We start from the raw sequence: 12,458 nt of genomic DNA on the forward strand, positions 1-12,458 counted from the left end.
GGGGTGTTTGGGCAGGTGGTGGGGCGGGGGAGGGAGCGTGGTCCGGTTGGGGCGGGGTGGTGCATTCTGCGTATCCTCGGGACCGTGCTTCTCTCAGACAAGGACATCCGGGCCGAGATCGACGCCGGGCGAGTCCGCATCGATCCCTTCGATCCGTCGATGGTGCAACCCTCGAGCATCGACGTGCGGCTCGACCGCTACTTCCGGGTGTTCGAGAACCACCGGTACCCCCACATCGATCCCGCCGTCGAGCAGGCCGACCTGACGCGTCTGGTCGAGCCGGAGGGCGACGAGCCGTTCATCCTGCACCCGGGCGAGTTCGTGCTGGCCTCGACGTACGAGGTCGTCTCGCTGCCCGACGACCTCGCGTCGCGCCTGGAGGGCAAGAGCTCGCTCGGTCGCCTCGGGCTGGTCACGCACTCGACCGCCGGCTTCATCGACCCCGGCTTCTCGGGCCACGTGACGTTGGAACTGTCGAACCTCGCCACGCTGCCGATAAAGCTGTGGCCGGGGATGAAGATCGGGCAGCTGTGCCTGTTCCGGCTGACCTCGTCGGCCGAGTTCCCGTACGGCTCGGAGCGGTACGGATCGCGGTACCAGGGCCAGCGGGGGCCGACGGCCTCGCGGTCGTTCATGAATTTTCATCGGACCCAGGTGTGAGGCTCGGACATGACCAACGTCGGTGACGGACGCGAGAACCTGACCTACGAGGGGTTCGGGCACGCCGTGCGCGAGCTCGCGCAGACGGTCGCGGACGACGGCTACGAGCCCGACGTGGTGCTGAGCATCGCGCGCGGCGGCGTCTTCGTCGCGGGCGGTCTGGCGTACGCGCTGGACTGCAAGAACATCCACCTGGTCAACGTGGAGTTCTACACCGGGGTGGGCACCACCCTGGAGATGCCGGTGATGCTGGCGCCCGTCCCCAACGTGGTCGACTTCTCGCGGAAGAAGGTGCTGATCGCGGACGACGTGGCGGACACCGGCAAGACGCTGAAGCTGGTCCGCGACTTCTGCATGGACCATGTCGCCGAGGTGCGCAGCGCGGTCATCTACGAGAAGCCGCAGTCGCTCGTGAAGTGCGAGTACGTGTGGAAGAAGACCGATCGGTGGATCAACTTCCCCTGGAGCGTGGAGAAGCCGGTCGTGCGCCGGGAGAGCCAGGTGCTCGACTCTTGAGCCGTGCCGTGCCGGTCGTCCGGCGCGCGCGGTACGCCGAGAGGCCCCGGAGCACCTCAGGTGCTCCGGGGCCTCTCGCGTTCCGTCCGGGCGGGACCGGTCAAAGGGCGCCGGCCGGAGGGGGCCCGGTCAGAAGGTGCCCAGCTTGATGAGCGTCAGCAGTCCGACGAGCTGGATCGCCGACGCCCCGAGGGCCTTCGGCCACGGCAGGTCGTGCGATTTGCTGATCATCGAGGTGAAGAGCGCGCCGGCCGCGAGCCAGGTGATCCATCCGACGACCTGGACCAGGGAGTTCTCGCCGCCCAGGAAGAGGGCGAAGACCAGCCGGGGCGCGTCCGTGAGCGACATGATCAGCATGGACAGGCCCACCGTCGGCTGCCACGAGCCGTCACCGCCGAGCTGGCGGGCCACGGTGTGGGTGACCGCGCCGAGGACGAGCCCCCCGATGACGAACGCGACGCCCGTGAACAGCACGTACGGGACGGCCGTCGACAGGGTGGCGTTGATCGCGTCCTCGCGCGCCTCGTCGAAGCCGAACAGCGCGAGCAGGCCGTAGAGGAACGTGAGGATGAGCGCCGGGCCCCAGACCGCGTGGTCGCGCATCCGGAGGAAGGTCGGCGCCGGGCGCAGCACGATCCCCGACAGGAGCTGCTTCCAGTGCAGCCGCGGCCCGGCCGGCTGCGCGGCCTGGCCGGCACGGTAGGTGTTGCCGTCGCCGTACGGGTCGTCGATGGAGAACGCCGTCGTGTGGCCCGCGTTGTTCGCGTACGGGTCGTGGCGCGCCGGCTCCTGGTAGGGATCGCCGAAGTACTCGGGCTCCCCGTGCCCGCCCGCGGTGTTCCCGCCGTGCGCCGTACGGCCCTGCTGCCCCGGTCTGCCCCGGTCCGAGCCGTACGGGGGGCCCTGCGGTGCCCCGTAGGGGGGCGCCCCGTGCGGGCCGCCTCCCGTCTGCGGGGGCCACGGCTCCGCGCCGTACGGCGGCTGTGGAGCCTGTGCGCCGTACGGCTGCTGCCGCGGGGGTTGCTGCGGTGTCTGCGGGGTGCGGTTGCCCCGGCCGCGTCCGATCCTGAATCCAGCCACGGACCGAACGTACCTGGTCCCCTGGGGTGCGGTGAGAGGGCGAGGGAGCCCGGGGTGCCTTTGCGGCCGAGCTGTGACATCCCCTACGGGTGACCCGGAAGGGTTACGGCCCCGCAGGGCGGGGCGGAGGACCGCGGCGGCGGGCAACCAGCAGTGGGCAGGCGGCGGGCAACCAGTAATGGGCAGGCGGCGGGCAACCAGCAGCGGACGAGCGGCAGCGGGCAACCAGCGGTGGGCCGGCAGACGGAGGACGGCAGCAAGGGGCGGGGCACCAGCAGCGGGCCGGCGGAGCACCCGGGGAACGGGGACCTCCCCTGCCCGCCCTGCCCCCGCTCCGGCCTGCCCCTGCCTGCGGTCCCGCTCCCGCACCCGCCTACGACTGCCCCCGCCCCGCCCCCGCGCACGGAAAAGCGGCCGGTCCTGCCCCCGAGGCAGGTCCGGCCGCTTCGTTCTCCGTCGGTGTCCCGTCGGCACCCCCGCGGTCTCCGTCGGCCGCGCCACGGCCACGGTCCGCGGTGTCACGGACCAAGAGCCACGGTCCGAGGTGTCACGGGCCGAGAGTCACGGCCGTAGGTCACGCCCGCGGGTCACGCCGCCGGTTCGGGCTCCGGCTGCGGTTCGGGCTCCGGTTCGACGGGCTTCTTCACGGACTCCAGCAGCAGCTGCGAGACGTCGACGACCTGGGTCGACTCCTTCGCCTTGCCGTCGTTCTTCTTGCCGTTGACCGAGTCGGTCAGCATGACGAGGCAGAACGGGCAGGCCGTGGAGATGATGTCCGGCTCGAGGGAGAGGGCTTCGTCGACGCGCTCGTTGTTGATGCGCTTGCCGATCCGCTCCTCCATCCACATCCGGGCGCCGCCGGCCCCGCAGCAGAAGCCGCGTTCCTTGTGGCGGTGCATCTCCTCGTTCCGCAGCCCCGGCACGCTCTTGATGATCTCGCGCGGCGGTGTGTAGACCTTGTTGTGACGGCCCAGGTAGCACGGGTCGTGGTAGGTGATCAGGCCCTCGACCGGGGTCACCGGCACGAGCTTGCCCTCGTCCACCAGGTGCTGGAGCAGCTGGGTGTGGTGGATGACCTCGTACTCGCCGCCGAGCTGCGGGTACTCGTTGGCGATGGTGTTGAAGCAGTGCGGGCAGGTCGCGACGATCTTCTTCGAGGCCTTCGGCTTCTTCGTCGAGTCGTCCACCGCGCCCTCGTCGTCCAGGGACTCGCCGAACGCCATGTTCAGCATCGCGACGTTCTCCTGGCCGAGCTGCTGGAACAGCGGCTCGTTGCCGAGGCGGCGGGCCGAGTCACCGGTGCACTTCTCGTCGCCGCCCATGATCGCGAACTTGACGCCCGCCATGTGCAGCAGCTCCGCGAAGGCCTTGGTGGTCTTCTTCGCCCGGTCCTCCAGGGCGCCGGCGCAGCCGACCCAGTACAGGTAGTCGACCTCGGTGAGGTCCTCGACGTCCTTGCCGACGATCGGGACCTCGAAGTCGACCTCCTTGGTCCACTCGACGCGCTGCTTCTTGGCGAGCCCCCAGGGGTTGCCCTTCTTCTCCAGGTTCTTGAGCATCGTGCCCGCTTCGGACGGGAACGAGGACTCGATCATGACCTGGTAGCGGCGCATGTCGACGATGTGGTCGATGTGCTCGATGTCGACCGGGCACTGCTCGACGCAGGCACCGCAGGTGGTGCAGGACCACAGGACGTCCGGGTCGATGACGCCGTTCTCCTCGGCGGTGCCGACGAGGGGGCGCTCGGCCTCGGCGAGGGCCGCCGCGGGGACGTCCTTGAGCTGCTCCGCGGTCGCCTTCTCGTTGCCTTCCATGTCCTTGCCGCCGCCGGCCAGCAGGTACGGGGCCTTGGCGTGCGCGTGGTCGCGCAGGGACATGATGAGGAGCTTCGGCGAGAGGGGCTTGCCGGTGTTCCAGGCGGGGCACTGCGACTGGCAGCGTCCGCACTCCGTGCAGGTGGAGAAGTCGAGGATGCCCTTCCAGGAGAACTGCTCGACCTGGGAGACGCCGAAGACGTCGTCCTCGCCCGGGTCCTCGAAGTCGATCTCCTTGCCGCCCGAGGTCATCGGCTTCAGCTCGCCGAGGGCGACCGCGCCGTCCGCGTTCCGCTTGAACCAGATGTTCGGGAAGGCGAGGAAGCGGTGCCAGGCGACGCCCATGTTGGTGTTGAGCCCGACGGTGATCGCCCACGCCATGGTGGTGCCGAGCTTGATCATGGCGGTCAGGTAGACGAGGTTCTGCAGCGTCCCGGTGCTCAGCCCCTTGAACGCGGCGACCAGCGGGTACGAGGCGAAGTACGCGGCCTCGTAGCCGTCCACGTGGTGCAGCGCGCCCTCCAGGCCGCGCAGCGTCATGATGGCGAGGCCGATGATGAGGATGACGGCCTCGACGAAGTACGCCTGGCCCATCTTCGAGCCCGCGAAGCGCGACTTGCGGCCGGGGCGCGACGGCAGGTTGAGCTGGCGGATCACGATGAGGACGAGGATGCCCACCGTGGTGCCGAGGGCGATGAACTCGATGTACAGCTCGTACGGCAGCCAGCTGCCGATGAGCGGCAGGACCCAGTCGGCCTTGAAGAGCTGCCCGTACGCCTGGACGATGGTGAGGCCGAGGGTCAGGAAGCCCACGGCGACGAACCAGTGTGCGACGCCGACGATGCCCCACCGGTTCATCCGGGTGTGGCCGACGAACTCCTTGGCCAGGGTGATCGTGCGCTGCTTGGGGTCGTCGGTGCGGGTGCCTGCGGGGACCGGTTGTCCGAGTCGGACGAACCGGTAGATCTGCGCGACGGCTCGGGCGACGAGCGCAACGCCGACCACGGTCAGCACCAGCGACACGATGATCGCTGCGAGTTGCATTTGGGGGCTCCTCGGGCCTGCGAGGGTGGGATTCCGACACTACTAAGCAGTAACTTAATCAGTCTGTGCTGACACTATCCACTTATTCCGCCAGGGCGTAGCCGGGCGGCCGGTGATCTGTGTCGCTCAGGTCTGCCTTGGTTCCGCGGGCCCCGCGAGCCGCCCGCCGGAGGGCCGGGAGCAGGCCGGCCCGCGCCGCTCCGGCGAGGATCGCCAGGTCGAGCCCCATTGTGCGGTGTTCCGCATAGTGCTGTTCCAGCAGGGCCGGTTCGTCCCAGGACATCCCGGTCCGTACCCGCGTCCGCGCTGGGTCCGTCAGGCCCGGCCGCAGCTCCTGCCGCCAGGGCCGGGCCCCGGCCGGAGGGGTCGCGCGGGGGTGCCGCGGCGGCAGCGGCGCGGGCCCGACCAGTGACATCTCGCCCCGCACCACGTGCGGCAGCGCCGAGAGCACGTCGAGGCGGAAGCGGCGGGTCCGCAGCCTGCGCAGCAGGAAGGTCCGTCCGTGCAGGCCGACCCTGATCCGCCCGTCCCGTACGCCGCCCGGCGTCCGGCGCACGGCCAGGACGAGGGCGGCGCAGACGAGGGCGGGGGACGCCAGGAGCAGCAGCAGCGAGCCGAGGGCCAGGTCGAGCAGGCGTTTGGCGGTGGCGGAGCGGCGGTCGGGGCACAGGGCGGCGGCGACCGTGTCGCGTACGGCGTGCGCGGTGTGTACGAAGCCGCCCGGCGGGCAGGGGCGGGGCCGGAGGCGGTACCTGCCCCGGGTCACGTAGGGGCGCACCCGCGCGCCGGCCGGGCGCCACTCCCAGGCGTCGCCCGTCAGGTTGCGGTGCCGTACGACGCCGTTGTGTCGGTGGTGCCGCCTCGCGTTCTGCATCGCGCCCGCCCGGTTCGAGTCCGATGGTGATCGGTGCCGGAGCGATTTGACCGGCTCGCGGCATTTTGTGACAGAACGATCCCATGGTGGGAGGGTGGAGCGGGGGAGTCGGCGCGCCCGACGTGCGCGTGTGGCGTGGGGACGGCGGCGCGGCGAACGCGATGGCGCACGGGGATGGCACGTAAGTTGAGCGTCAGTGACTCATGTCTGTTGACGCGGGAGCGGCAGTCGTGCATCCTTGAGTCAGATCCACTCAATGTAGGTAGCAGGAGGAATCGAAATGGCACGTGCGGTCGGCATCGACCTGGGCACGACTAACTCCGTCGTCAGCGTTCTCGAAGGCGGCGAGCCCACCGTCATCACCAACGCCGAAGGCGCCAGGACCACGCCGTCCGTCGTCGCCTTCGCGAAGAACGGCGAGGTGCTCGTCGGCGAGGTGGCCAAGCGTCAGGCCGTCACCAACGTCGACAGGACCATCCGCTCCGTCAAGCGCCACATGGGCACGGACTGGAAGATCGACCTCGACGGCAAGAGCTTCAACCCGCAGCAGATGAGCGCCTTCATCCTGCAGAAGCTGAAGCGCGACGCCGAGGCGTACCTGGGCGAGAAGGTGACCGACGCGGTCATCACCGTCCCGGCGTACTTCAACGACTCCGAGCGCCAGGCGACGAAGGAGGCCGGCGAGATCGCGGGCCTCAACGTCCTGCGCATCGTCAACGAGCCGACCGCCGCCGCCCTCGCGTACGGCCTCGACAAGGACGACCAGACGATCCTCGTCTTCGACCTCGGTGGCGGCACCTTCGACGTGTCGCTCCTGGAGATCGGTGACGGCGTCGTCGAGGTGAAGGCCACCAACGGTGACAACCACCTCGGTGGTGACGACTGGGACCAGCGCGTCGTCGACCACCTGGTGAAGCAGTTCGCCAACGGCCACGGCGTGGACCTGTCCAAGGACAAGATGGCTCTCCAGCGTCTCCGCGAGGCCGCGGAGAAGGCGAAGATCGAGCTGTCGTCCTCGACCGAGACCACGATCAACCTGCCGTACATCACGGCGTCGGCCGAGGGCCCGCTGCACCTGGACGAGAAGCTCACGCGCTCGCAGTTCCAGCAGCTGACCGCCGACCTGCTGGACCGGTGCAAGAACCCGTTCCACAACGTCATCAAGGACGCGGGCATCCAGCTCGCCGAGATCGACCACGTCGTCCTCGTCGGCGGTTCCACCCGCATGCCGGCCGTCGCCGAGCTCGTCAAGGAGCTGACCGGTGGCCAGGACGCCAACAAGGGCGTGAACCCGGACGAGGTCGTCGCGATCGGCGCCTCGCTCCAGGCCGGTGTCCTCAAGGGCGAGGTCAAGGACGTCCTGCTGCTCGACGTCACCCCGCTGTCCCTGGGCATCGAGACCAAGGGCGGCATCATGACGAAGCTCATCGAGCGGAACACGACGATCCCGACCAAGCGCTCGGAGATCTTCACCACCGCCGAGGACAACCAGCCCTCCGTGCAGATCCAGGTCTACCAGGGCGAGCGCGAGATCGCGGCGTACAACAAGAAGCTCGGGATGTTCGAGCTGACCGGTCTGCCGCCGGCCCCGCGCGGCGTGCCGCAGATCGAGGTCGCCTTCGACATCGACGCCAACGGCATCATGCACGTGGCCGCGAAGGACCTCGGCACCGGCAAGGAGCAGAAGATGACCGTCACCGGTGGCTCCTCGCTGCCGAAGGACGAGGTCAACCGGATGCGCGAAGAGGCCGAGCAGTACGCCGACGAGGACCACCGTCGCCGTGAGGCCGCCGAGAGCCGCAACCAGGGCGAGCAGCTCGTCTACCAGACGGAGAAGTTCCTCAAGGACAACGAGGACAAGGTCCCCGCGGACGTCAAGACGGAGGTGGAGACCGCCGTCGGCGAGCTGAAGGAGAAGCTGAAGGGCGAGGACACCGCCGAGATCCGCACGGCCACCGAGAAGGTCGCCGCCGTCTCCCAGAAGCTGGGCCAGGCGATGTACGCCAACGCCCAGGCCGAGGGTGCGGAGGCCGGTCCGGGTGCTCCCGGCGCCGAGCAGGCCAAGGCCGACGACGACGTCGTCGACGCCGAGATCGTGGACGACGAGAAGGACACCAAGGGCGGTGCGGCGTGACCGAGGAGACTCCGGGCTTCGAGGAGAAGCCTGACGTCCCCTCCGGCGCCACCCCCGAAGACGCCGAGCCGACGGCCGCCACCCCCTCCGAGGAGGAGGCGGCGGCCCCGGCCGGGGACGTTGACCAGACCGCCGGCCTGACCGCGCAGCTGGACCAGGTCCGTACCGCGCTCGCCGAGCGCACCGCGGATCTCCAGCGGCTGCAGGCCGAGTACCAGAACTACCGCCGGCGCGTCGAGCGGGACCGGGTCACGGTCAAGGAGATCGCCTCGGCGAACCTGCTGACCGAACTGCTGCCCGTGCTCGACGACATCGGCCGTGCCCGCGAGCACGAGGAACTGGTCGGCGGATTCAAGTCCGTCGGCGAGTCCCTGGAGAACGTGGTCACCAAGCTGGGTCTCCAGCAGTTCGGCAAGGAGGGCGAGCCCTTCGACCCGACGATCCACGAGGCACTGATGCACAGCTACGCACCGGACGTCACCGAGACGACCTGCGTGGCGATCCTGCAGCCGGGGTACCGCTTCGGCGAGCGCACCATCCGCCCCGCGCGGGTGGCCGTGGCGGAACCGCAGCCGGGCGCCACGCCCGCCGCGGCGAAGGAAGAGAAGAAGGCAGACGACGAGGAGAGCGGTGGCACCGAGGAGGTCTGACGTCACGTCCGACCACCCCGCGGCACATCGCGCGGCCGGGCGGCCGGCTCCAGGGCCGGCCGCCCGGCCGACCGTCCGGAAGGAGGGACGCCGATGAACACGAAGGACTTCGTCGAGAAGGACTACTACAAGGTCCTCGGCGTCCCCAAGGACGCCACCGACGCCGAGATCAAGAAGGCCTACCGGAAGCTCGCCCGCGAGTTCCACCCGGACGCCAACAAGGGCGATTCGAAGGCCGAGGAGCGCTTCAAGGAGATCTCCGAGGCGAACGACATCCTCGGTGACCCCAAGCGCCGCAAGGAGTACGACGAGGCGCGCGCCCTCTTCGGCAACGGCGGTTTCCGGCCGGGTCCGGGCGCCGGTGGCGGATTCCCCGGCGGCTTCGACCTCGGTGACCTCTTCGGAGGCGCCCAGGGCGGCGGCGCGGGCCAGGGCGGTGGCGGATTCGGCGGCGGAGGCGGTCTGGGCGACGTCTTCGGCGGCCTGTTCAACCGCGGCGGGTCCTCCACCCGCGTGCAGCCCCGGCGGGGCCAGGACATCGAGTCCGAGGTGACGCTGAGCTTCGGCGAGGCGGTCGACGGGGCCACCGTCCCGCTCAGGATGTCGAGCCAGGCGCCCTGCAAGGCGTGCTCCGGCACCGGCGACAAGAACGGCACCCCGCGGGTCTGTCCGACCTGCGTGGGCACCGGACAGGTGTCGCGGGGCAGCGGCGGCGGCTTCTCGCTGACCGACCCCTGCGTGGACTGCAAGGGCCGGGGCCTCATCGCCCAGGACCCCTGCGACGTCTGCAAGGGCAGCGGACGGGCCAAGTCCGCCCGCACCATGCAGGTCCGGATCCCGGCGGGAGTCTCCGACGGCCAGCGGATCCGGCTGCGCGGCAAGGGCGGCCAGGGCGAGCGCGGCGGGCCGGCCGGCGACCTCTACGTCGTCGTCCACGTCGACGCGCACCCCGTCTTCGGCCGCAAGGGCGACAACCTCACCGTCACCGTGCCCGTCACCTTCCCGGAGGCGGCGCTCGGCGGCGAGGTGAAGGTGCCCACCCTCGGCGGTCCCGCGGTGACCCTGAAGATCCCCGCGGGCACCCCCAACGGGCGTACGATGCGCGCCCGCGGGAAGGGCGCCGTGCGCAAGGACGGCACGCGCGGGGACCTGCTGGTCACCGTGGAGGTGTCCGTCCCGGACGATCTGGCCCCCGAGGCGCGCGACGCCCTGGAGGCCTACCGCAAGGCGACCGCGGACCTGGACCCGCGGGCGGAGCTGTTCCAGGCAGCGAAGGGAGCTTGAGATGGACGGCCGGCGGCGTAATCCGTACGAGCTGACCGAGGAGACCCCGGTCTACGTGATCTCGGTCGCGGCCCAGCTCTCGGGTCTGCACCCGCAGACCCTGCGCCAGTACGACCGCCTCGGTCTGGTCTCCCCGGACCGCACGGCCGGGCGCGGTCGGCGCTACTCGGCCCGCGACATCGAACTGCTGCGCACCGTGCAGCAGTTGTCGCAGGACGAGGGCATCAACCTGGCCGGCATCAAGCGCATCATCGAGCTGGAGAACCAGGTGGCCGCGCTCCAGCAGCGCGTCGTCGAGCTCTCGGCCGCGGTCGACGGCGCGGCGTCCGCGATGCGGCAGCGCGAGGCTCAGGTGCACGCCTCCTACCGGCGCGACCTCGTGCCGTACCAGGACGTGCAGCAGGCCGGCGCGCTGGTCGTCTGGCGTCCGAAGCGCCCCAAGGACTGAACCGGACCTCCGAGCGGGGCCCGTCACCGGTGACCGGTGGCGGGCCCCGCCGTCGTGCGTGCGGCGGTCCGGTTCAGTTCTCGCGGTCGAGGATGCCCGAGCGGGCGATGAGGTAGCCGAGCTGGGCGCGGCTGGTGGAGCCGAGGGTCGCGTTGAGCTTGGCGATGTGGGCCCGGCAGGTGCGTACGTTCATCCCGAGGCGGCGGGCGATGGAGTCGTCCACGTGGCCTTCGACGAGGAGGTGCGCGATGGACCGCTGGATGGCGCTGATCCCGGCGGGGGTGGGCTCGTGCTGGACGTCCTCCAGCAGCGGGGTGGCGCGCTGCCAGAGCTGTTCGAAGACCCGGGCGAGGTAGGCGACGAGGCCGGGGTGGCGGAGTTCCAGCGCGACCTGCCGGTCGTCCTGGGCGGGGATGAAGGCGACCGTCCCGTCGAAGATGAGCAGCCGTTCCACCAGCTCCTCCAGGGTGCGGATCTCCACCCCTTCCGCCAGCCGCTCGGCGTAGGCGAAGGTGCCCTGGTGGTGGCGGACGGTGTGCTGGTAGAGCGTACGGATGCTGACGCCGCGGCGGTTGACGGCCTGGCCGCGCTCCAGTCCCTTGGAGAGGATGTGCTCGCTGCGGGTGCCGCCGGGCTGGACGGTGAGGACTTCCCTGCGGCACTCCGCGGTGGCCGCGTCGATCGCCGCGTTGATCCGGGTGCTGCCTTCCAGGACCGTGATGGCGTGGGTGGTCGGCGGGTCCAGGGCGCTGATGTCGAGGAACGGCTCGAAGGACTCGGCAAGTTCGAGGGAGTGGCGCCTTCTGTCCTGTATCTCCCGTTCTATGGGGTGGAGGCGTTGAGCGAGAGCCGCCGCGGCGGGAACCGGCCGCAGCCATGCGGCGTCGTCCGGATCCGGGTGCAGCAGGGCGAAATCGATCAGACAGGGGGCGGAATCGATTTCTTCACGGTTGACTCGTCCCGCGCGCAGCGCCGCCGCGTAGAGGCGCTGCCCTTCGGCGCACAGTTCGGTAATCCCATGAGGATGTGCCGTTTTTGTGTTTCTTGTGGTCATATCTCCACCCCCCATGTTCATGAACCTGCAGGAACATGATGCATCGGTCCTGTGGTGCCGGCGGGTCCGGGTGAGACATCGTCTTCATTGCGGGGAAGACGATCCCATCAAGTGAGGACGAAGCCGAAATGTATAAGCGAATGCTTCGCTCGGTGCTTGCCACTGCCGCCGTGGGGGCCCTGGCCTACGGCGTGCTCGGCGGTGGCGACATCACCTGGGATTCGCCCGGGGCGGACTCCGGTGTAGCGGTGCGGATCGCGAAGCCGGGGGACATCACCTGGGACACCGTGCCCGTCGGCGTGAACGGCGACATCACCTGGGACACTGCGCCCGCCGGTGTCAACGGCGACATCACCTGGGACAGCGTCCGGGCCTCCGCCGACTCGGGCGACATCACGTGGGACACCGTGCCCGCCGGTGTGAACCGCGACATCACCTGGGACACCGTGCCCGTCGGTGTCAACGGCGACATCACCTGGGACAGCGTCCCCGCGGCCGCCCCCGCCGGCCTCACGTGGGGTGTCGCTCCGACTGTCGCGAGCGTGTGACATGTCGGCCCCGCCGGACGACCGGATGTTCCGGCGTGAGATGGCCTCGGCCTACCGCTCGGGATGGCACTTCATCGATCTCCTCACGGCGCTCACGCGGCCGGGGGACTCGCTGATGGTCACCCTGCTCGGAGAGCCGATCGTCGTCACGCTGGAGGACGAGGACGACGTCCGCGCCTACCGCTGCCTCCGGCGGCCGCGGGGCGCCCCGCAGCCCGTCCGGTGCGCCGTGCGGTACGGAATGATCTTCGTCAACCTCGACCGCCGCGACCACCAGCTGTTCGACCCGCAGACCATTTCGGCCACCCCCCGCAGCGCCTGAGCGATACCCCCGTCGTTCCATATCGCTCAA

12 protein-coding genes are annotated in these 12,458 nt (G+C 70.0%); 8 read left to right on the forward strand and 4 right to left on the reverse strand.

Annotated elements, in window-relative coordinates; all coding sequences use genetic code 11:
* Positions 1–84: 84 nt before the first annotated feature.
* Positions 85–660, forward strand: a complete 576-nt coding sequence (gene dcd, locus Q0994_RS06050; protein WP_299529977.1) for a dCTP deaminase — start codon at positions 85–87, stop codon at positions 658–660.
* 9 nt (positions 661–669) lie between these two features.
* Complete coding sequence (locus Q0994_RS06055) at positions 670–1,176, forward strand: phosphoribosyltransferase (protein WP_299529979.1); 507 nt, start codon at positions 670–672, stop codon at positions 1,174–1,176.
* A 129-nt stretch (positions 1,177–1,305) separates the two neighbouring features.
* Here Q0994_RS06055 and Q0994_RS06060 read toward each other — a convergent pair whose 3' ends face one another.
* The 3 genes from Q0994_RS06060 to Q0994_RS06070 all read right to left on the reverse strand — a co-directional run bounded on the left by Q0994_RS06060 (position 1,306) and on the right by Q0994_RS06070 (position 5,988).
* On the reverse strand, positions 1,306–2,256 hold the full coding sequence (locus tag Q0994_RS06060; protein WP_299529981.1) for a YIP1 family protein: 951 nt from the start codon (positions 2,254–2,256) through the stop codon (positions 1,306–1,308).
* A 587-nt stretch (positions 2,257–2,843) separates the two neighbouring features.
* Positions 2,844–5,114 (reverse strand): (Fe-S)-binding protein, encoded by a 2,271-nt coding sequence (locus Q0994_RS06065; protein WP_299529983.1) that lies wholly within the window; start codon positions 5,112–5,114, stop codon positions 2,844–2,846.
* Positions 5,115–5,196: 82 nt separating this feature from the next.
* Entirely contained in the window at positions 5,197–5,988 is a 792-nt protein-coding gene (locus Q0994_RS06070) for a sugar transferase (RefSeq protein ID WP_299529985.1), read from the reverse strand.
* A 280-nt stretch (positions 5,989–6,268) separates the two neighbouring features.
* Here Q0994_RS06070 and dnaK point away from each other — a divergent pair, with 280 nt between their 5' ends.
* The 4 genes from dnaK (at position 6,269) to Q0994_RS06090 (ending at position 10,504) form a co-directional block, all read left to right on the forward strand.
* A complete protein-coding gene (dnaK, locus tag Q0994_RS06075) occupies positions 6,269–8,122 on the forward strand; it encodes a molecular chaperone DnaK (RefSeq protein ID WP_299529987.1) in 1,854 nt (617 codons plus the stop codon).
* Entirely contained in the window at positions 8,119–8,772 is a 654-nt protein-coding gene (grpE, locus tag Q0994_RS06080; protein WP_299529989.1) for a nucleotide exchange factor GrpE, read from the forward strand. Before dnaK ends, grpE begins: the two co-directional genes overlap by 4 nt.
* 93 nt (positions 8,773–8,865) lie before the next feature.
* Positions 8,866–10,056, forward strand: a complete 1,191-nt coding sequence (gene dnaJ / locus Q0994_RS06085; protein WP_299529991.1) for a molecular chaperone DnaJ — start codon at positions 8,866–8,868, stop codon at positions 10,054–10,056.
* Position 10,057: 1 nt separating this feature from the next.
* On the forward strand, positions 10,058–10,504 hold the full coding sequence (locus Q0994_RS06090; RefSeq protein ID WP_299529993.1) for a heat shock protein transcriptional repressor HspR: 447 nt from the start codon (positions 10,058–10,060) through the stop codon (positions 10,502–10,504).
* Positions 10,505–10,577: 73 nt separating this feature from the next.
* On the opposite strand, the gene Q0994_RS06095 is transcribed toward Q0994_RS06090, so the two are convergent.
* Entirely contained in the window at positions 10,578–11,558 is a 981-nt protein-coding gene (locus Q0994_RS06095) for a helix-turn-helix transcriptional regulator (protein WP_299529995.1), read from the reverse strand.
* A 152-nt stretch (positions 11,559–11,710) separates the two neighbouring features.
* Between Q0994_RS06095 and Q0994_RS06100 the strand changes: the two genes are divergently transcribed.
* Entirely contained in the window at positions 11,711–12,106 is a 396-nt protein-coding gene (locus tag Q0994_RS06100) for a 5'-nucleotidase (protein WP_299529997.1), read from the forward strand.
* A gap of 1 nt (position 12,107) precedes the next feature.
* Positions 12,108–12,428 carry a (2Fe-2S)-binding protein gene (locus Q0994_RS06105; RefSeq protein ID WP_299529999.1) on the forward strand — a complete coding sequence of 107 codons (321 nt, stop codon included), beginning with the start codon at positions 12,108–12,110 and terminating at the stop codon, positions 12,426–12,428.
* Positions 12,429–12,458: the final 30 nt, after the last annotated feature.

It is taken from the genome of uncultured Streptomyces sp., from assembly GCF_947488945.1.
In the GTDB taxonomy this organism is placed as follows: domain Bacteria; phylum Actinomycetota; class Actinomycetes; order Streptomycetales; family Streptomycetaceae; genus Streptomyces.

What these genes read in the sequence shown, in the direction of transcription:
- Q0994_RS06055 (WP_299529979.1), top strand. Translation starts at nt 670, where the DNA reads ATGACCAACGTCGGTGACGGACGCGAGAACCTGACCTACGAGGGGTTC.
- Q0994_RS06065 (WP_299529983.1), bottom strand. Translation starts at nt 5,114, where the DNA reads ATGCAACTCGCAGCGATCATCGTGTCGCTGGTGCTGACCGTGGTCGGC.
- Q0994_RS06070 (WP_299529985.1), bottom strand. Translation starts at nt 5,988, where the DNA reads ATGCAGAACGCGAGGCGGCACCACCGACACAACGGCGTCGTACGGCAC.
- dnaK (WP_299529987.1), top strand. Translation starts at nt 6,269, where the DNA reads ATGGCACGTGCGGTCGGCATCGACCTGGGCACGACTAACTCCGTCGTC.
- dnaJ (WP_299529991.1), top strand. Translation starts at nt 8,866, where the DNA reads ATGAACACGAAGGACTTCGTCGAGAAGGACTACTACAAGGTCCTCGGC.
- Q0994_RS06090 (WP_299529993.1), top strand. Translation starts at nt 10,058, where the DNA reads ATGGACGGCCGGCGGCGTAATCCGTACGAGCTGACCGAGGAGACCCCG.
- Q0994_RS06095 (WP_299529995.1), bottom strand. Translation starts at nt 11,558, where the DNA reads ATGACCACAAGAAACACAAAAACGGCACATCCTCATGGGATTACCGAA.
- Q0994_RS06105 (WP_299529999.1), top strand. Translation starts at nt 12,108, where the DNA reads ATGTCGGCCCCGCCGGACGACCGGATGTTCCGGCGTGAGATGGCCTCG.